Origin of the sequence: Gordonia amarae NBRC 15530 (assembly GCF_000241345.1) — a bacterium.
Classification (GTDB): Bacteria; Actinomycetota; Actinomycetes; order Mycobacteriales; family Mycobacteriaceae; genus Gordonia; species Gordonia amarae.
On record NZ_BAED01000020.1, the window covers coordinates 308,413 to 326,982 of the forward strand.

At 67.4% G+C, this 18,570-nt stretch carries 20 protein-coding genes; 14 read left to right on the forward strand and 6 right to left on the reverse strand.

The window, feature by feature from the left end; translation table 11 throughout:
• Nucleotides 1–27: 27 nt before the first annotated feature.
• The 9 genes from GOAMR_RS06440 (at nucleotide 28) to GOAMR_RS06480 (ending at nucleotide 6,395) form a co-directional block, all read left to right on the forward strand.
• Nucleotides 28–462, forward strand: a complete 435-nt coding sequence (locus GOAMR_RS06440) for an SRPBCC family protein (RefSeq protein ID WP_005184413.1) — start codon at nucleotides 28–30, stop codon at nucleotides 460–462.
• A 136-nt stretch (nucleotides 463–598) separates the two neighbouring features.
• The gene (locus GOAMR_RS06445) at nucleotides 599–1,525 is read left to right on the forward strand and encodes a pseudouridine synthase (protein ID WP_244427290.1); all 927 of its coding nucleotides are present in this window, start codon (nucleotides 599–601) and stop codon (nucleotides 1,523–1,525) included.
• Entirely contained in the window at nucleotides 1,522–1,863 is a 342-nt protein-coding gene (locus tag GOAMR_RS06450) for a hypothetical protein (RefSeq protein WP_005184419.1), read from the forward strand. Before GOAMR_RS06445 ends, GOAMR_RS06450 begins: the two co-directional genes overlap by 4 nt.
• Nucleotides 1,860–2,228 (forward strand): YbaB/EbfC family nucleoid-associated protein, encoded by a 369-nt coding sequence (locus tag GOAMR_RS06455; RefSeq protein WP_005184432.1) that lies wholly within the window; start codon nucleotides 1,860–1,862, stop codon nucleotides 2,226–2,228. The genes GOAMR_RS06450 and GOAMR_RS06455 overlap by 4 nt, the downstream gene beginning before the upstream one ends.
• Before the next feature lie 6 nt (nucleotides 2,229–2,234).
• A complete protein-coding gene (gene recR / locus GOAMR_RS06460) occupies nucleotides 2,235–2,846 on the forward strand; it encodes a recombination mediator RecR (protein ID WP_005184435.1) in 612 nt (203 codons plus the stop codon).
• Between the two features lie 82 nt (nucleotides 2,847–2,928).
• Nucleotides 2,929–3,393 (forward strand): hypothetical protein, encoded by a 465-nt coding sequence (locus GOAMR_RS06465; protein WP_005184437.1) that lies wholly within the window; start codon nucleotides 2,929–2,931, stop codon nucleotides 3,391–3,393.
• 97 nt (nucleotides 3,394–3,490) lie between these two features.
• On the forward strand, nucleotides 3,491–5,038 hold the full coding sequence (locus tag GOAMR_RS06470; RefSeq protein ID WP_005184439.1) for an alpha/beta fold hydrolase: 1,548 nt from the start codon (nucleotides 3,491–3,493) through the stop codon (nucleotides 5,036–5,038).
• Nucleotides 5,038–5,637 carry a uridine kinase family protein gene (locus tag GOAMR_RS06475; protein ID WP_005184441.1) on the forward strand — a complete coding sequence of 200 codons (600 nt, stop codon included), beginning with the start codon at nucleotides 5,038–5,040 and terminating at the stop codon, nucleotides 5,635–5,637. The genes GOAMR_RS06470 and GOAMR_RS06475 overlap by 1 nt, the downstream gene beginning before the upstream one ends.
• 35 nt (nucleotides 5,638–5,672) lie before the next feature.
• Nucleotides 5,673–6,395 carry a uracil-DNA glycosylase gene (locus tag GOAMR_RS06480; RefSeq protein ID WP_005184445.1) on the forward strand — a complete coding sequence of 241 codons (723 nt, stop codon included), beginning with the start codon at nucleotides 5,673–5,675 and terminating at the stop codon, nucleotides 6,393–6,395.
• Between the two features lie 51 nt (nucleotides 6,396–6,446).
• Here the strand turns inward: GOAMR_RS06480 and GOAMR_RS06485 are convergent, their stop codons facing one another.
• The 3 genes from GOAMR_RS06485 to GOAMR_RS06495 form a co-directional block, all read right to left on the reverse strand.
• Nucleotides 6,447–7,319 (reverse strand): SGNH/GDSL hydrolase family protein, encoded by an 873-nt coding sequence (locus GOAMR_RS06485; protein WP_005184448.1) that lies wholly within the window; start codon nucleotides 7,317–7,319, stop codon nucleotides 6,447–6,449.
• 130 nt (nucleotides 7,320–7,449) lie between these two features.
• Nucleotides 7,450–8,172 carry a type 1 glutamine amidotransferase gene (locus GOAMR_RS06490; RefSeq protein ID WP_005184451.1) on the reverse strand — a complete coding sequence of 241 codons (723 nt, stop codon included), beginning with the start codon at nucleotides 8,170–8,172 and terminating at the stop codon, nucleotides 7,450–7,452.
• Nucleotides 8,169–9,443, reverse strand: coding sequence for a Mur ligase family protein (locus GOAMR_RS06495; protein WP_005184454.1), 1,275 nt, complete (start codon nucleotides 9,441–9,443; stop codon nucleotides 8,169–8,171). Before GOAMR_RS06495 ends, GOAMR_RS06490 begins: the two co-directional genes overlap by 4 nt.
• A gap of 110 nt (nucleotides 9,444–9,553) precedes the next feature.
• Here GOAMR_RS06495 and GOAMR_RS06500 point away from each other — a divergent pair, with 110 nt between their 5' ends.
• On the forward strand, nucleotides 9,554–10,606 hold the full coding sequence (locus GOAMR_RS06500) for an alpha/beta hydrolase (RefSeq protein ID WP_040514495.1): 1,053 nt from the start codon (nucleotides 9,554–9,556) through the stop codon (nucleotides 10,604–10,606).
• Nucleotides 10,607–10,705: 99 nt separating this feature from the next.
• Here GOAMR_RS06500 and GOAMR_RS06505 read toward each other — a convergent pair whose 3' ends face one another.
• Nucleotides 10,706–11,572, reverse strand: a complete 867-nt coding sequence (locus tag GOAMR_RS06505; protein WP_005184458.1) for a DAPG hydrolase family protein — start codon at nucleotides 11,570–11,572, stop codon at nucleotides 10,706–10,708.
• Between the two features lie 97 nt (nucleotides 11,573–11,669).
• Complete coding sequence (locus GOAMR_RS06510) at nucleotides 11,670–12,689, reverse strand: LLM class flavin-dependent oxidoreductase (protein ID WP_005184460.1); 1,020 nt, start codon at nucleotides 12,687–12,689, stop codon at nucleotides 11,670–11,672.
• 239 nt (nucleotides 12,690–12,928) lie between these two features.
• On the opposite strand from GOAMR_RS06510, the gene GOAMR_RS06515 reads away from it, so the two are divergent.
• Both GOAMR_RS06515 and GOAMR_RS06520 read left to right on the forward strand, forming a co-directional pair.
• On the forward strand, nucleotides 12,929–13,645 hold the full coding sequence (locus GOAMR_RS06515) for a FadR/GntR family transcriptional regulator (RefSeq protein ID WP_040514553.1): 717 nt from the start codon (nucleotides 12,929–12,931) through the stop codon (nucleotides 13,643–13,645).
• A 7-nt stretch (nucleotides 13,646–13,652) separates the two neighbouring features.
• Nucleotides 13,653–14,504, forward strand: a complete 852-nt coding sequence (locus GOAMR_RS06520) for a sterol desaturase family protein (protein ID WP_005184464.1) — start codon at nucleotides 13,653–13,655, stop codon at nucleotides 14,502–14,504.
• 753 nt (nucleotides 14,505–15,257) lie between these two features.
• Here the strand turns inward: GOAMR_RS06520 and GOAMR_RS24460 are convergent.
• On the reverse strand, nucleotides 15,258–15,773 hold the full coding sequence (locus GOAMR_RS24460) for a hypothetical protein (protein WP_085949037.1): 516 nt from the start codon (nucleotides 15,771–15,773) through the stop codon (nucleotides 15,258–15,260).
• A gap of 136 nt (nucleotides 15,774–15,909) precedes the next feature.
• Here GOAMR_RS24460 and GOAMR_RS06530 point away from each other — a divergent pair, with 136 nt between their 5' ends.
• Complete coding sequence (locus tag GOAMR_RS06530; protein WP_005184474.1) at nucleotides 15,910–16,806, forward strand: LysR family transcriptional regulator; 897 nt, start codon at nucleotides 15,910–15,912, stop codon at nucleotides 16,804–16,806.
• An 88-nt stretch (nucleotides 16,807–16,894) separates the two neighbouring features.
• Nucleotides 16,895–18,517 carry a glycoside hydrolase family 13 protein gene (locus GOAMR_RS06535; RefSeq protein WP_005184488.1) on the forward strand — a complete coding sequence of 541 codons (1,623 nt, stop codon included), beginning with the start codon at nucleotides 16,895–16,897 and terminating at the stop codon, nucleotides 18,515–18,517.
• Nucleotides 18,518–18,570: the final 53 nt, after the last annotated feature.

Here is an 18,570-nt window from a genome sequence, read left to right on the forward strand (position 1 = left end):
CACCGTCGTACAAAGGAGCCCATCGGTATGGGTCAGGTTTCCGCAACACAGTCCATCGATATCGCCGCCACCCCCGACGCGGTGGTCGGCGCACTTGCCGATTACAACGAGGCCCGCCCGGCGATTCTTCCCGAGCAGTACCGCGACTACCAGGTCATCTCCGGCGGAAGCGGCGACGGCACCCTCGTGCACTGGATCCTGCAGGCCACCTCCAAGCGGCAGCGCGACGTCAAGGCCACCGTCACCGTCACCCCCGACACCATCACCGAGACCGATGCCAACTCCTCGATGGTCACCACCTACACGGTGAAGCCGTCGGGCAGCGGGTCGACCGTGACCACCACCACCTCGTGGACCGGTGCCACCGGCATCGGCGGCTTCTTCGAGAGGACCTTCGCCCCCAAGGGCCTGAACAAGATCCAGGCCGCCCTCCTCGCCAACCTCAAAGCCCGCGTCGAGTGATCCCACTGCTGGTTGAGGTGCGACGAGCCGCTAGGCGAGGAGCCTCGAAACCCGGTGAGACGACATGGTCCTGTCACCGGGTTTCGAGGCTCGTCGCCAGCGCTCCTCGCACCTCAACCAGCGGTAGGTGTGAGGGGTGAGTAGGCGCAGCCGGCCGTCGCCGCTGCCACCACGCGACGGCGTCGACGCGACGCGCGTGGTGGTGCGGGCGGACGGGCTCAGCGTCGGCGAGGCACTGCTCGCCGCGCCGTCGCTGGCCGGACTCGACGCCGCCGCGCTCGACCGCCGCGCCCACGCCGGTGAGATCGTCGACATCGACGGCCGGGCGCTGGACCTGGCGCACCCGGTGCGGCGCAACACCGCGCTCTTCCTGTACCGGGACCTGCCCGACGAACCGCCCGTCCCGTTCGGCCTGCCGGTCCTGTACCGCGACGACAACATCGTCGTCGTCGACAAACCGCACTTCCTGGCGACGATGCCGCGCGGCCGGCACGTCGTGCAGTCGGCGCTGGTGCGGCTGCGCCGCGAACTGGGTGTCGACGAGATCTCGCCCGCCCACCGGCTCGACCGGCTCACCGCCGGGGTGCTGCTGCTGACGCTGCGGCCGCAGGTGCGGGCCGCCTACCAGTCGATCTTCGCCGAACGCCGCGCCGCCAAGGAGTACCGGGCCCTCGCCCCCGTGCGGCCCGAGCTCATCGAGACGGTCACCGTCCGCAACCGCATCGAGAAAACCGCCGGTGACCTGCGCGCACTCGTCGTCGACGGGGAGATCAACGCGGTCAGCGACATCACCCTGATCGACCCGCACACCGGTCTGTACCGGCTCGTCCCGCACACCGGACGCACCCACCAGCTGCGTCTGCACATGGCGCTGCTCGGCGCACCCATCGTCGACGACCCGCTGTACCCGGACGTGCGGCCCGGCCTCGCAGCGCTGCCCGACGCCGGCGACTTCACCCGGCCATTGCGGCTGCTCGCGTCGTCGCTGGCCTTCGACGACCCGCTGACCGGTGAGCGCCGCGAGTTCACCAGCGGCCTGCGCCTGGATACGGTGGCTCCATGACCATCCACGCCTCCTACGAGCACCACCCTGACCTGCGGTGCGAGGCGATCGTGTTCATCGACGACGAGTCCGGGGCGTGCTTCCAGATCCAGCGCGACCTGCCCGGCGGTGAGTACTGCGTCACCACCGGGGCGTCGGCACCCGTGTACGGCGCCGTGACGCAGTGGCGCATGCGCGGCACCACGTTCGAGTTCGCGTTGACCCCGAAGGCCGGGAGGCTGTTCGGTGACAACCTGCTGTCGTTCGAGGTCACCGCCGCCGAGGTGACTGTCGACGAACTGTCGTCGCATGTCGGGCGGCTGCTGGCCGGGGTGCCTCGTCTACCCTGGTCGGTGTGAGTCAACCTTTCGATCCCAGCGCGATCTTCGGTGGCGGAGCCGGCGGCGACAACCCGATGGCCGGGCTGCTCGCGCAGGCCCAGCAGATGCAGGCCCAGCTGCTGGCCGCCCAGAACGAGATCGCCGCCGCGGAGATCACCGGCACCGCCGGCAACGGGCTGGTCACCGTGACCGGTACCGGCGCGGGCGAGATCACCTCGGTCACCATCGACCCCAAGGTCGTCGACCCCGACGACGTGGACACCCTGCAGGACCTGGTCCTCGGCGCGCTCGACGACCTGGCCGGCAAACGCGACGCGCTCGCCCAGGACAAGATGGGTCCCCTCGCCGGCGGACTCGGCGGCGGATTCCCCGGACTGGGCTGACCAGCGGTGTATGAGGGCCCGATCCAGGATCTGATCGACGAACTGGCCAAACAGCCGGGCCTCGGGCCCAAGGGCGCCCAGCGCATCGCCTTTCACCTGCTGGCCGGGGAGAACGCCGACATCGACCGGCTGATCGCCGCACTCGCCCGGGTCCGCGACGACGTCACCTTCTGCGACTACTGCGGCAACGTGTCGGCCGAGCGGCTGTGCCGGATCTGTTCCGACGCCCGCCGCGACGCCACCAAGATCTGCGTCGTCGAAGAACCCAAAGACGTGCATGCCATCGAACGCACCAAGGAGTTCCACGGGCGCTATCACGTGCTCGGCGGCGCGCTCGACCCGCTGTCGGGGATCGGCCCCGACCAGCTGCGCATCCGGGAACTGCTGCGACGCCTGGCCAACCAGCCCGACGGCGTCGACGTCACCGAGGTGATCGTGGCCACCGACCCCAACACCGAGGGCGAGGCCACCGCCACCTACCTGCTGCGGATGCTCAAAGACTTCCCCGGGCTGTCGGTCACCCGGCTCGCGTCGGGCCTGCCGATGGGCGGAGACCTCGAATTCGCCGACGAACTCACCCTCGGCCGAGCCTTGTCCGGTCGCCGCGTACTGGCCTGAGTCCGACGGCGGCGGCGTCATTCAGGAGACTGTGGTCGCGAACTGCCTGGTGATAATTTGACCGGATGAAGGTCGGTCCGGGATGACGCGCGATGACCGGCGGTTGCTCGGGGTCGCGTTGGCACTGGGCGCAGCGGGAGCTGTTGCCGGCGCCGTTTCGGGTGCCCAGTCTCTTCGTCGTCGCCGGTTTCCCCGGTTCAGTGTCGCCTTGGCAGTGGTCATCGTGGTGATCGGGTCCGTGCTCTCGGTTGTCGCATGGTTCTTCCTGAACGGCAGCATTGTCGTCACCTGTCAGGGTGTGGCCATGGCACCCGGTGACCGCTGTCGGTATGAGGGGATCGACCGATTCGGTGCGCACTACTACGTCTCCCGTGACTACGAGGAACAGCGCGCGTTCCTCTACGGTTGGCGCCGCGCCGGGCTGATCGCTGCCATCTGCCTCACCGTCGCCGGCGCGCTGCTCGGCATTGTCAGGGTCGGTCGTTGGCTGTGGGTCAGCAGAGGTGACGCCGCCCGAGGACAGGGCGGTGCGGCAGCCGCGAAGTGACAACCCTGTATCGGGGTGGTCGGTGCGCTCTGCGTTTTGGTTAGGTGTAGTTATGCCGACTCACAGGATTGCCCGTGTCCGTCGAGGATTTCTACCGGTGGCGGCGTGCGCATCGTTCGCGGTTGTCGCATCCGCCCTGACGGTCCCGACGCAGGCACAGGCCGCGCCGGCGCAGCTCAACTGGGGTGCATGCGATAAGTCGTTCGGGGCGTCGAAGAACACCCAGTGTGCGACGCTGCGCGTGCCCCGCTCCTACGACAACATGTCCGGCCCGACCATCGAGCTCACTGTCAGCCGCATTCCCGCCCGCGATCCCGGACGCAAACGCGGCGTGCTCGTCGGCAATCCGGGCGGTCCGGGCGGGTCGGCGATCGCCATGTTCTCCGCGCTCGCGATGCCCGACGCGGTCCGCGACGAGTGGGACCTGGTGGCGGTGCAGCCACGCGGCCTGCCCGGCGCCACCCCGGTGCGGTGCGAGGCCGTCAAGGAACCGGGCCGGGTGATCACCGAGATGGGCCTGGTCAACCGCGAACGCTGTGACACCCGGAAAACCGGCTACTACAAGACGCTCACCACCGAGACCGGCGCCCGCGACGTCGAGCAGGTGCGCAAAGCGCTCGGCGTCCGCAAGGTGAGCCTGTTCGGGCTGTCGTACGGGACGTGGCTGTTCGCCACCTATGCGACGCTGTTCCCGCAGCACACCGACCGGCTGATCCTCGACTCCGCGATGGACCCCGCACTGGCCTGGAGCGACATCCTCGTCGCGCAGACCCCCGGCTACAAGCGGCGGGTCCACGAGATGATGGCGTGGATCGCCCGCAACGACCGCAGCTACCACGCCGGGAAGACTCCGCTGGCCGTGTACCGGACCTGGAGTACACGGGTCGAGAAGCAGGCCGGTGTGCCGCCGTCGCTGTCGGCGCCGCCCGCCCAGATCGGCGACGTGCCGCCCGGGCTGAAAGCGCTCGGCGAACTGTACGTCCGCGGCGCCAACCTCACCGCCGATACCCGAGCCCGGTTCGAGAACTATCTGGCGACCGTCAACAACCCCGGAAAGGTCCAGGGCCTGTCGCAACTGCTCGGGGTGACACGGTTGGCCGCACCCGACCGCAACATGTGGTCGATGGTCGGGCAGCTCCTCGCCACGAAACGCGACATCACGGTGTTCACGCCCGAGGTGCTCCAAGAGCTGACGGCTTCGACCAGCATGCAGCAACTGATGCTGTGCAACGAGAACCGGTCGGTGGCCGACCCCACGCAGTGGCCCGCGTCGTACGTGCAGAACTTCATCGTCGGCGACGCCTTCGAAGCGCCCGGCCTGCTGTACAAGTCCGGCATGGCATGCGCCGGCGCCGCACCCGTGGGCAAGGCCGTCCCGGTGCGCAACCGGGGCCTGAAGGTGCAGCCCTTGCAGTTCCAGAGCACCGGCGACCCGCAGACCCCGTACCGGCAGTCGCTGGCGATGCGGCGGCTGATGGGCACCCACCTGATCACCGTCGGCGGTGGCGACCACGGCCAGGTCGGCCGCCGCAACAAGGTCATCGACAACGCCGTCGTCACCTACCTGCGCACCGGCCGCACCACCGTGACCTCCGCCCCGCAAGCACCGATTCTCACCCCAAAGTTCCCGATCAAGGGGAGTTGATGGTGACTGAGTTTCTGGCGCCCGTGCTCACCGGGAACCGGACGGCGGTCGTCGAACTCGAGGCCGTCGTGGAGCGGCATCTCGACGAGCTGGCGGCCGAACTGTCCACCGGGATCGTCGCCATCGACGGGCCGTCGGGCGCCGGAAAATCAGTGATCGCGGACGCCTTGATGACCAAGCTGGCGCACCGCGGCACCGGGGCGGTGCTGATCCGCACCGACGACTTCGCCACCTGGGACAACCCGGTGGCGTGGTGGCCCGAACTCGAGACCGACATCCTGCGGCCGTTCTTCCGGCGCCGCGACTACGTGTACCGGCCGCGGGTGTGGCGCGACGGGGCGCCGTCGGCCGGCCGGCCGGTGTGGGTGCGCTGGGAACCGCTGCTGATCATCGAGGGGGTGTCGTCGGCACGCACCGCGATCGCGGAGCGGCTGACTCGGGCGCTGTGGGTCGACGGCGGCACCGAGGGGCAGCGCCTGGCGCGCACCGTCGCCCGCGACGGGGAGGCCGAACGCGAACACCTGACGCGGTGGCAGCAGTTCGAACGCGGCTGGTTCGGGGTGGACCGGACCCGCGATCGGTGCCTGATCCTGGATTGACCGGCATCCCTGTTGATCTGGCGTAGCGTGACTGTGTGCGCTATCGGACGCTGGATCAGCTCGACGCCGCGGTGGTCAAGTGCCGCGCGTGTCCGCGGCTGGTGCGCTGGCGCGAGCAGGTGGCGCGGGAGAAGCGGGCCGCGTTCGCCGATCAGGAGTATTGGGGCCGACCGGTTCCCGGTTTCGGGCCGGCCGATGCGGCGATGCTGATCGTCGGGCTGGCGCCGGCCGCGCACGGCGCCAACCGCACCGGCCGCATGTTCACCGGCGACCAGAGCGGCGATGTGTTGTTCCGTGCCCTGTATGAGGTGGGATTGGCCAGTCAGCCGGTGGCGACGTCGATCGACGATGGGATGGAACTGTTCGGGGTGCGGATGGTGGCGCCCGTGCATTGCGCTCCGCCGCAGAACAAACCGACGCCCGCCGAACGGGACAAGTGCGCCAAGTGGTTTCGCGGCGAGATGGAATTGCTGTTCCCCACAGCACGATCGGTCGTCGTGCTCGGTGGTTTCGGGTGGCAGGTGGCGTTGCGTGAATTGCGGGACTTTGGTTGGGAAGTGCCACGTCCGGCGCCGAAATTCGGTCATGGCATGCAGGTTTCATTACATCGTGGTGACGAGACGATCACCCTGTTCGGCTGCTATCACGTCAGCCAGCACAACACCTTCACCGGCCGGCTGACCCCGGCGATGCTGCGTGAGGTGCTCGCCGCCGCCGCCGATCACGCCGGGATCGTCCGGCACACCCCGAAAACGTGAATCCACCCCGCCGCCCGGCGGGGTGGATTCACGGATATGAGGTCGCTGTGGTCAGTGTTCGAGCTGCTTGATGACCGTGTCGGCCATCGTGCGCTGGCCGGCGGCGTTCGGGTGCAGCGGGGTCAGCGACTGGCCGTCCGTGGGCACCACACCCACCAGCTGCGACTCGGCACCCGCGCAGGCGTCGTGCCCCTTGGTGGCGGACTCGATGTCGACATACTCGACGCCGTTGGCCTCGGCACGTTCCTTGATCACCCGGCTGAGCTGGCTGACCTTGTCCTGAATGTAGGTGGCGTCAGGACCGCCGAGCGGCTGACGGCCCGGGCAACCACCCTGGCGGATCGCGAACGGGTAGCCGACCAGCAGGATCCGGGCCTTCGGCGAGCGGGCGCGGATACCGGCGATCGCCTTGTCGTACTGCGGGGCAAAGGCGTCGATCGTGGCGCCGACCTTGTCCTTCTGCCCGGGACGCGGTGCGCAGTTACGAGAGGTCGCAGTGGCGGCCGGGTTGATACAGCTAGCCGCCAGCTCGACGAGCTTGATGTCGTTACCGCCGATACCGACGGTCACCAGCTGGGTGTCCTTGCGCAGCGCGTTGAACTGCGGGGGAGCGGACGGAACGGGCTGCGGCTTGGTGAAATCGCCGACCTTCGCGGCGCCGCAGGTCACATCGGTGAAGTTCTTGATCCGCAGTTTCTTGGCCACCAGGCTCGGGTAGTTGATCGCCGACGTCCCGCACTGGCCCTTACCCGAGAGCGGCAGGATCGCGGTGCCCGCCGAATACGAGTCGCCGAGCGCCACATAGCTGGTGATGGTCTTCGACGGCGCGGCATCGGCCACCCCGGCCCCCGTCGCCACCAGCGCGGCCGCCCCCGCCGCGAGGGCGAACCGCCCGATGATCCCTGTCCCCGCTGTCCTACGCATGTGCGTCACTCCTCAACCCTCGCTGCACCTACCGCTACTGACCGGTAACTTAGAGTGGCAACATATATGAAGTTTTGTCAATCCGGACGGCGGGCTGTCATACGCCTAACCGCGGCGGGCTCTCATACGCCTAACCGCGGCGGGCGGCGGCCAGGCGTTCGGTGCGCAGGCGGTCGACCTGGGGCAGGTCGAGCGGGGCGAGCGTGTCGACGCCCAGGGCCTGCTTGAGCAGGTGGTCGGCGAGCTGCGGGTTGCGGGCCAGGGCGGGGCCGTGCATGTAGGTGCCGATCACCGAACCCTGCACCACGCCCTCGGTGCCGTCGCCCACACCGTTGCCGACGCCGTGCCGGACCTTGCCGAGCGGTTTCGCGTCGGCGCCGAGAAGGCTTCCGCCGCGGTGGTTCTCGAAACCGCTGAGCGGTTCGGTCAGACCGTCGAGTACCGGGTCGGTGACGAGTTCGCCGATGCTGCGCCGCTCCTGCGGGCTGGTGGTGAGGTCGAACAGCGAAATGCCTTCCACCCGTTCACCCGCCGACGTCTCATACCAGTGACCGAGCACCTGGATGGCGGCGCAGATCGCCAGCACCGGACGCCCCGCGGCGGCCGCGCGCTGCAGACCGGGATAGCGGGTGAGGTGTCGGGTGGCAAGGCGCTGCGCGTAATCCTCGGCGCCGCCGAGGGTGTAGACGTCCAGGGAGTCGGGCACCTCGTCGTCGAGGGTGATGTGCACGATCTCGGCGTCGATGCCGCGCATCTGGGCACGCTGGCGCAGGATGAGGGCATTGCCGCCGTCGCCGTAGGTGCCCATCACGTCGGGCAGCACCAGGCCAATGCGCAGGGTCGATTCGCTCACTTGTTGCCGCCTTCCGCACGTTCGAGGGCCACACCGAGATCACGGAACGCGGTGTAGTTCGCCAGTACCTCGACGCGGCCGGGCGGGCACGAGGCGATGGCCTTCATCGGGTCGTCGATGGTGACGTGTTCGGCGCCCGCGTACAGCAGCCGCACCGACAGATCGGCCGCACGTTCGCCCGCCGCAACCACTTTCATCGTCTCGAAGGCCTCGAAGCGCACATCCCACAGCCACGACAGGTCCTCGCCGTCGGGAACCTGACCGTTGACCGCGATCACCAGACCGTCGGCGTCCTGATCGATCATCGACAGCGCCTCCTGCCAGCCGGCCGGATTCTTGGCCAGCAGGGTGCGCACCGAATGATTGCCCACCTGATGCACGCCGTACCGTCCGGCGACCTCACCGACGGTGCCCACGGCGGCAACGGCTTTCGCCGGATCGGCACCCATCGCGACGGCCGCCGCCACCGCCTGCGCCGCGTTGCCCCGGTTCGCCTTGCCCGGCACCGAGAGTGTCAGCTCAGCCTCGAAACCGTCGGGGCCGTAGATCTTTTCGTCATCGACCCACCAGTCGGGGGCGGGGCGGCGGAAGGTCTCGTCACCGCTGGAGAACCAGCCGTCGTCACCACGGATGATGGGTTCGCCGGTGCGGGGGCAGCTCACCGAGTCACCCACCCAGCTCGCGCCCGCGGCCACCCACACCACGTGCGGGGCGTTGAACGCGGCCGAGGTGACCAGCACGTCGTCGCAGTTGGCCACGAGGACCATGTTCGGGTGCCGCGAAATCCCTTCGCGCAGTCGGCGTTCGATCATGTTGATCTCGCCGACACGGTCGAGCTGATCGCGGGAGAGGTTGAGCAGCACCAGAACCGCCGGGTCGACGGCGTCGCTGACGTGCGGCACGTGCAGTTCGTCCACCTCGAGCGCGCAGATGGGCGCCGAGCGTTGCAGCGACAGGGTGGCGATGATGCCGGCATCCATGTTGGCGCCGTCGGCCTGCGTGGCCACCTCACCGAGTTCGGCCAGTGCGGCGGCCGTCATCCGGGTGGTGGTGGACTTGCCGTTGGTGCCGGTGATCAGGGCGGTCTTCTTGCCCGCGGCCAGCCGGGACATGATCTGCGGGTCGATCTTCTCGGCGATGAGGCCGCCGATCATCGACCCCTTGCCGCGTCCGGCGGTCCGCGAGGCCCAGCGGGCCGCTCCCGCCGCCGCCAGGGCGACGGTCGTGCGGGCCGGCAGCCGGGCCGGGTTGTGCTGTTCACGCTCGGGCATGGAGTGAGTTTGTCACAGGTGCCGCATGGGGGAGCGGGGTGCCGGGGCGGGTTCCTTATACGACAATGGGTGTTGTCACGGTAGTGGACGGGCACGGTAAGCTCAGGGACGTGAGCCAAGCCACCACACCGCCGCTGTCGCTGGTCGCCAAGGTCAAACGAGCCCTGGTGAAACCCGTGGGGAAGATGCCCGACGCCCTCGTGGCGCCGCTGAGCCGCTGGACCCGTGTCAACTCCGACGGCGAGCATCTTGATCCACCGATGGCCATGATCGCGTGGGCCGCCGCGCACGTGCCCGGTATGGCACTGGTCAGCGGCACCGTGAGCCAGTCGCGGCACCGGATGGAGGAATCGTCGGCGATGATCGCCGAGACCTTCCCGCCGATGGCGGTTGTCGAGGACTTCCGGATCAATGACGATGTGTCGGCGACCCGCTACCGGGCCGGCGAACAGTCGTCGGGCATCGTGCTGTACTTCCACGGCGGCGGCTTCGTCCTCGGTAGCCGGGCGAGCCACGACGGGGTGGCCCGCCGCCTGGCGATCGGTACCGGCGCCGACGTGGTGTCGGTGGAATACCGGCTGGCACCCGAACACCCGTTCCCCGCCGCAGCCGACGACGCGCTGGCCGCGTGGCGCTTCGTGGTCGACGCCGCACCACGCTGGGGTGTGTCGGCGGACAAGATCGTCGTCGGCGGTGACAGTGCCGGCGGCAACCTGGCCGCAGTGCTGGCGCTGGATGTGCGCGGGGAAGCGGTACAGCCCGCCCTGCAGTTGCTGATCTATCCGGTGACCAACTCATCGGAGTCGGCCGACACGGCGTCGCGGCGCGAGTTCGCCGACGGCTACTACCTGACCGCAGAACGCATCAACTGGTTCACCGAGAACTACGTTCCCGATCCGGCCGACCGGTCCGGTCACCGGGTATCGCCGCTGCTCGCCGACGATCTGTCGGGCCTGCCGCCCGCCTACGTCCTGATCGCCGGATTCGACCCGCTCCGCGACGAGGGCATCGCCTACGCCGACCGGCTCCGCGCCGCCGGTGTCCCGGTCACCCTCGACCGCGCGAGCGGCCTCATCCACGGGTTCGTCAACATGACTGCGCTCTCGGCCCAGGCGCGCACCGCCTTCGACCGCCTCTCCGCAGCCGTCCGCGCAGTCCTGTAGCCGCTGTCGGTCCGGCGAGCGCGGATCTATTTGGAATCCAGGTGTCAGTATATGTGACACCTGGATTCCAAATAGATTGGTAAAACCGTGGTTCGGGTGTCAGGGGGAGTTTTTGCCGGGGCCGAACTCGGCGTACAGGTCGGGCAGGAAGCTCGCGAGGTGAGTGAATTCGATCTGGTCGTGCAGGAGCTGCTCGTAGGCCAGGCGCTCCCCGGCGAAGCGGGTCTTCGCCGACGCGGGCACCAGCTTGTCGATGTCGAGTGTGCGGTTGCCGCGGCCGAGGACCAGGTGGTCGGCGAGGAAGTAGCGCGAACGCAGCTCGAATCCGTCGTCGGTGTCGCGGATGAGATGAACCATGGTGGCGCAACGCAATCCGGGTGTGCGCAGCGAGACGTATCCGCAGGCGCTGCCGTGTATGCCGGCCCCGGCGAGGGCTCCCTCGTCGATGCCGAGCTCACCCGGCGGGACGAAGTCGATGGTGATCTTCTGCAGGTCCGCGCCGATGTACTCGTCGATGACGTGAGAGTTTCCGATGTACCGCTGCTCGTCGGTGAGACCGGGGGCGGTGAGCACGCCGCGGTCCTGGGCGAGCGCCGATACGTGATTCCATGGAAACCACAGCGTGTACCGGGCCGCCTCCACCGAATGCCACCAGAACCACCAGCGGAACATCTCGGCCGTCGCGCCCGGGAACCGGGTCAGGCTGGTGGTATAGCCGCTGCCGTCGGGTAACCCGCAGTACCCGGTCTCGACCTCCTGGTAGCCGGGTTCGAGCAGTCGATTCAGCTCGTCGCGCGGCCGGAGCGCCTGCGCCGGATCCATCGGCGCCCGCAGATACGGCAGCACATCGTCGTGCAACCACAACTCGTCGCGAAAGAAATGTGCGTACGGCTTGTCCGCGATGAGCTCACGATTGCGTTCGACGAGACATTGCGTCGCCGGCGGATAGTAGGTCACCGGAATCATGCGACGCTCCTTGTCGACTGAGTAGTACCCGATCATATCGGAATCCAGGTGCCACTATATGACACCTGGATTCCGATTCGATTGTCACCGTTGGGTTTTACCGCCATCCGAGGGCTGGGGCGACCTCCTTGAGGATGGATTCGATGACGTGGGCGTTATAGTCGACGCCGAGCTGGTTGGGCACGGTCAGCAGCAGGGTGTCGGCGGCGGCGATCGCCTCGTCCTCGCGGAGCTGCTCGATGAGCTTGTCGGGTTCGTCGGCGTAGCTGCGGCCGAACCGGGAGCGGGTGTTGTCGATGATGCCGACCTGGTCCTGGTCGTCGCCGCGCAGGCCGAAGTAGGCGCGGTCGGTGTCGTTGGTGAGCGCGAAGATGCTGCGGCTCACCGAAACCCGTGGCTCCCAGTCGTGGCCGGCTTCTTTCCAGGTGTCGCGGAAACGCTGGATCTGTTCGGCCTGCAACTGATGGAAGGGCACGCCGGTGTCCTCGGTGAGCAGCGTCGACGACATCAGGTTCATGCCCTGGCGTGCGGTCCATTCAGCCGTGGCGCGGGTGCCCGCACCCCACCAGATACGGTTCCGCAGGCCCGGCGAATGCGGTTCGATGCGCAGCAGGCCGGGCGGATTGGGGAACATGGGCTGCGGATTGGGTTCGGCGAAACCGCCGCCCTCGATCACCTTCAGGAACACCTCGGTGTGCCGACGCGCCATGTCGGCGTCGGTCTCGCCCTCGGCCGGTGCGTAACCGAAGTACTTGTAGCCCTCGATCACCTGCTCCGGCGATCCCCGGCTGATGCCGAGCTGCAACCTGCCGCCCGAGATGAGGTCTGCCGCGCCCGCGTCCTCGGCCATGTATAACGGATTTTCATATCGCATATCGATGACGCCGGTGCCGATCTCGATACTGCTGGTCCTGGCGCCCACCGCCGCGAGCAGCGGGAACGGGGAACCGAGCTGCCGAGCGAAATGATGCACCCGGAAGTACGCGCCGTCGGCGCCGAGCTCCTCGGCGGCCACCGCGAGGTCGATCGATTGCAGCAGGGTGTCGGCGGCGGTGCGGGTCTGCGAACCCGGGCCCGACGACCAGTGGCCGAACGACAGGAAGCCGATGTTCTTCATACCCGATAAAATAGAACTCCGGTCCGCTTTATTCCGGACCGCTGGGCGTCGTGGCCGAAACGGACCGGATCAGAAACCGGACGAACCCTGAAATCAGGCGATCCGGCGGGGCCGTCTTGCCTGGTCTCAGGGTTCGTCTTGCGGGGTTTGAGCCACAACTTGGGGTTCCGGCTCCCGATCAACTTAGCACTGGTCCAACCAGTTGACCAGAGTAGTTTCGATGGTTCATGATCATCGGCATGGAGATTCAGCCGATCGAACGTGCAGCGGTTTCCGACGAGGTGCTCGGCCGGCTCGTCACGGAGATCCTGTCGGGCCGCCTCGCGCCCGGCGACCCGCTGCCCGCCGAGCGTGAGCTGGCACTCCGGTTCGGCGTCAACCGGCACGCCATCCGTGAGGCGCTCAAGGGTGTGCGCCAGGCCGGGCTCGTCCGGATCTCGCAGGGCGACAAGACCCGGGTACTCGACTGGCGCGAGAACGCCGGCCTCGACGTCCTCACCGCGCTGGCCGCGACCGGCGCCGTCCCGTCCGCCGAGTTGATCCGCGACGTGTTCGAGATGCGCCGCTCCATCGCCGTCGACGCCGCCCGGCTGTGCGCGCAGCGCGCCGACGACGAGCAGGTCGCACGTGTCCTCGACGCCGCGGCCACCTATCCCGAACCCGGCGAGGTCGTGACCCCCGAGGCCATCGTCGCCGCCGACATCGAGTTCTGGATCGCGGTCATCAACGGCTCCGGCAATATCGCCTACCGGTTGGCGATGAACACGATGCTGTCGGGTCTGGAGACCATCGGCATCCCGGCCATCCGGCATCTCGGCCTGCTCGAGGAGTACACCGACCGCGACTCGCACGTCCGGCTGGCCCGGCACATCGCCGACCACGACGTCGAGGCCACCACCGCACTCGCCACGACCCTGCTCAGCCGCGTCCTCGACGTTCTCGCCACAACGAAGTGAGCCCGACATGTTCGACCTGATCCTTTACGCCATCCCGTTTTTCACCGTCACGCTGTTGCTGGAGGCGGCCTCGTTCTACTTCCTGCCCGACGACGACGAGCGCGGCTACGAACTCCGGGACAGCGCAACGAGTATCGCGATGGGGCTGGGCAATGTGGCGGTCAACGCCGGCTGGAAACTGGTGGTGCTCTTCGTCTACGCCGCCGTCTACGAACTGAGCCCGCTGAGCCTGCCCGCCGACAATCCATGGACGTGGGTGGCGCTGTTCTTCGCCGACGACTTCATCTACTACTGGTACCACCGCACCCACCACACCGTCCGGATCTTCTGGGCCAGTCACGTGGTGCACCACTCCAGCGAGCACTACAACCTGTCGACGGCACTGCGTCAGCCGTGGACCCCGTTCAGTTCGCTGCCGTACTGGATTCCCCTTGCCGCGCTGGGATTCTCGCCGTGGATGATCCTGCTGCAGCAGTCCATCAGCCTCGTCTACCAGTTCTTCATCCACACCGAGCGTGTCGGAAAGCTCTGGAAGCCCATCGAATTCGTGATGAACACCCCGTCCCATCACCGGGTTCACCACGGCTCCAACAAGATCTACCTCGACCGCAACTACGGCGGCATCCTCATCATCTGGGACCGGATCTTCAAGACCTTTCAGGCAGAAGACGAGAAGGTGGTGTTCGGGCTGACCAAGAATCTCAACACCTTCAACCCGCTGCGGGTGGCCACCCACGAGTTCACCGCCATCGGCCGCGACGTATGGCACGCCAAGCGCCGGCGTGATCGCTGGGGGTACATCGCCAAGGGGCCGGGCTGGCAGCCCGAACCAGCGGCGGCCGAACCCCAGAACGTCTGACGGGGCGACCCCGCTTGCCGGGCGCGGTAACGTTCACGCATGGAAGTGCGCAGGCTGCGGCTGCTGCGGGAGTTCGCCGACCGGTCATTTCAACGTGGCCACACCGACCGACGCGCGTCCGGGCTCACCGTTTACGACTTCGTAGTCGTACTGCTTCGCGGCGGTGCTTAGAGGGTCAAAACCTGGCGCCAGGAAACATCCACAAGTAAGGGAGCGCTCTCCGTACATACCCATAACTCGGGCATGTACGGAGAGTGTTCCCTAGCGCGCCTTTATTCAACCCGGTTGTCACCGACGCGCAGGCCGATTGGACAGTTGGTTACATCGGTTTCTTGATTGTCAGTCCCTTCGAAGCGCAGTCCGGGCACCGCTTGTCTTTTGGCGTGTTCAGTCCTCCGTGAGGAGTCGAACACACCGGACAGCGCACGATAGGCGACTTTGCAGACAGATACAGATGTGTCCCGGCAAAGGTGTCCTGCGAGGTACTTACCCCCCCGACGGGGATGAGAGAGCAATCCCGATGCTTGCCAGAATTGCCAGAGCGCACAGTCCCACAGTTGATATCGCGAGGTCCGGCCAGCCAGACGTTCGCACACTTCCGTGCATACGAACCCACCCTTCTCGTAGAGGCTCCGAGGCGCTTCCTCGGCAACTTCACGATTCTGTGAGGGCGGGGTGTTGCCAATCGATTTGGTAGATATGCGGGCGACGTGGCTGGTCAGAGGGGTTTTGGATTTCTCCGGACCGGAAACATCAAGATTCTGGTACGCCCGTACGGTCACGAAGCCGGGCCGAGTACCGCCCATCGAGTGACGCTCGTCCGGGTTGAAAGTCATCGGGACTGAGTTGTCGACCTAGCCGTGTCTCGACGCAACCGATGCACAAGTGTCCCACTCTGTCAGGCACTACGCTGAGCCAAAGCTCGTCCCGCAGCAGGTAGTACTCATCGACGGTTCGCATGTCGACACGGCAATCAAGGCACCGCCAGTCGGTGACGTCCAACAGTATCCAGAAGTCCATCTGTGAACCGTCGACAAAGTGAACCGTCGTGCTGAGAAGTGAGGCAGTGATACACGTTGGTGCCGACGCCTCGTTCCGGATGGCCTCTTCGATCGCCGCCTCTGCCTCCATCCGGCTATTGACTTCGTAGTTGATCCGGTCCGATTCGGTTCCATCCGGAAGTGTTTGTACTGCGGCAAGACCCCACAGCACGCTGACTTCCGGTGCAATTTCATACTCGTAGTGGTCAGTATCAAAGACAAGTGCCATAGGCTGAGCATAGTCACAACATGCGGTCATCCTGACCGCGTGCGAAGGCGCACGGCCGCATGTGATCTTGACCTTTCGACTGGCCTCTCAGCGGGACCCATGCGACCCGGCCCGCCGGGCGCGGTAACGTTCACGCATGGAAGTGCGCAGGCTGCGGCTGCTGCGGGAGTTCGCCGACCGGGGGTCGGTGGGCGCCGTGGCGGCCGCCCTGCACATGACACCGTCGGCGGTATCGCAGCAGCTCAAGGTGCTCGCCGACGAGGCGGGCGTGGAATTGCTCGAACCCGACGGCCGGGGGATCCGGCTCACCGACGCCGGTCACGCGCTGGTGCTGCGGGCCGACGACGTGATCGCAGCTGTCGACCGGGCGGCCGAGGAGATGTCGGCGTACAAGTCCGGTAATGCCACCGTGCGGCTGGCAATGTTCCCGTCCGGGGCTACCCTGCTGCTGCCCCGACTGCTCCGGAAGGCGGCCGAGGCGGGGATCGATGTGCGGGCCGGTCACCTGGAGGTCGGCTACGCCGATGCGCCGCCCGCGCTCACCGACTACGACATCGTCGTCACCCACCGTGACGAACGGACGGCCTCGCTGTCGTCGCCACGGGTGGCGGTCTCCGAGTTGATGCGCGAACCGCTCGACGTGATCGTCCCGGCCACATCGGCTTTCGCGCATCAGGGCGCAGTCGGGGTGACGGATCTGGCGGACGCCGACTGGATCAGCGTCGAGGGGGGATTCCCCGTAGACGACGTGCTGCTGTCGATCTCGGCGATCACCGGGGTGGCCCCACGGGTCACCCAGCGGATGCTCGACTTCACCACCATCGAGGCACTCGTCGCCGCCGGGCACGGCATCGCGCTGATGCCGCGATACGCGGTGCGACATCCCGGGGTGAAGACGCTCACCCTCACCGGGGTGCGAGCGGCCCGTGTGTACGAGGCGCTGACCAGGCCGAACCCGCGGCAATTCGTCGTCTCGGTGGTGGCATTGCTGAGTTCGGGGGCCCAGGCCATCGGCGAGTACCCGGCCGGCTGACAGGTGCCCGGCCAGGTGGCGTGGGCCGCCGCCGCGGGCACTGCCGAAGCGGAGTGCGACGGCCGGTCCCGCGCGTAGACTCGGGCCGGTGACCGACGAGACCTGGTGGCGTCAGGCCGCCGTGTATCAGATCTATCCACGCTCATTCGCCGACTCCAACGGTGACGGCCTCGGCGACCTGCCCGGCGTCACCTCCCGCGTCCCCTACCTGAAAGAACTTGGGGTGGACGCGGTTTGGCTCAGTCCGTTCTATCCGTCGGCGCTGGCCGACGGTGGCTACGATGTCGACGACTACCGCGACGTGGACCCACGCCTGGGCACCCTCGACGACTTCGATGACATGGTGGCCGCGCTGCATGGCGCCGGCATCAAGGTGATCGTCGACATCGTGCCCAACCACACCTCCGACCGACACGAATGGTTCGTCGAAGCGCTCGCGAGTCCCAAGGGGTCACCGGCGCGCGACCGGTACATCTTCCGCGACGGCACAGGCCCCGACGGCTCGGAACCACCCGCCGACTGGCAGTCGACGTTCGGCGGGCCCGCGTGGCATCCCGTCGGCGACGGCCAGTGGTACTACCACTTCTTCGCCCGGGAACAGCCCGACCTCAACTGGCACAACCCCGACGTCCACGCCGACTTCCTCACCACGCTGCGGTTCTGGTCCGACCGCGGCGTCGACGGCTTCCGCATCGACGTCGCCAACGGACTCGCCAAGAACCTCGGGCAGGAACTGCCCAGCACCGCCGAACTCGCGGCCATGCCGCTCGACGGGTCGCATCCGCTGTGGGACCGTGACGACGTCCACGACATCTACCGCGAATGGCGCACCGTGTTCAACGAGTACACGCCCGCGCGATTCGCCGTCGCCGAGGCGTGGGTGGAGGCCGACCGGCGGTCGCGGTACGCCAGCGCCGACGGTCTCGGGCAGGCGTTCAACTTCGACCTGCTGCGCGCCGACTTCGACGCCTGCCAGTTCCGCGACATCATCGCCGTCAATCTCGCGCTCGCCGCGAGTGCCGGATCGTCGTCGACGTGGGTGCTGTCCAACCACGACGTCATCCGGCACGCCACCCGCTACGGGCTGCCCGACGCGAACGGGTCGATCGACGTCGGCCGGTTGTGGCTGCTGGGTGGGGGGTCACTCGATGACGTCGACACCGGACTCGGCCTGCGCAGGGCCCGGGCCGCGACCCTGCTGGAACTGGCGCTGCCCGGCAGCGCCTACCTGTACCAGGGGGAGGAGCTGGGCCTGCACGAGGTCGGCGACCTCGCACCCGAAGACCGGCAGGATCCGACCTACTTCCGGCACCCCGGCGTCGACGTGGGGCGGGACGGCTGCCGGGTGCCCATTCCGTGGACGGCCGAAGGATCATCGTTCGGATTCGGCAGCGGGGATGCCCATATGCCGCAGCCCGCGTGGTTCGGGGAGCGTGCGGTGTCCGTCCAGGATGCCGATCCTGATTCGTCGCTCAATCTGTACCGGGAGGCCCTGCGGCTGCGGCGGGAACTTCAGGGCGGTGAGGATCTGGAATGGGTGGAGACCGGTTCCGACGACGTGCTCGCGTTCCGGCGGCCCGGAGAATGGTTGTGCGTCACCAACTTCGGTTCCGGGCCGTGCCCACTGCCTGCGGGTGAGGTACTGATTTCCAGCGCGCCGATTGTCGACGGGCAGGTGCCCGCGGCGACGACGGTGTGGGTGCGGGGGTGAATCTTATTCTGGTGGCTGGGTTTTGAGGTGGTGGCGGCAGGTGTCGAAACGTC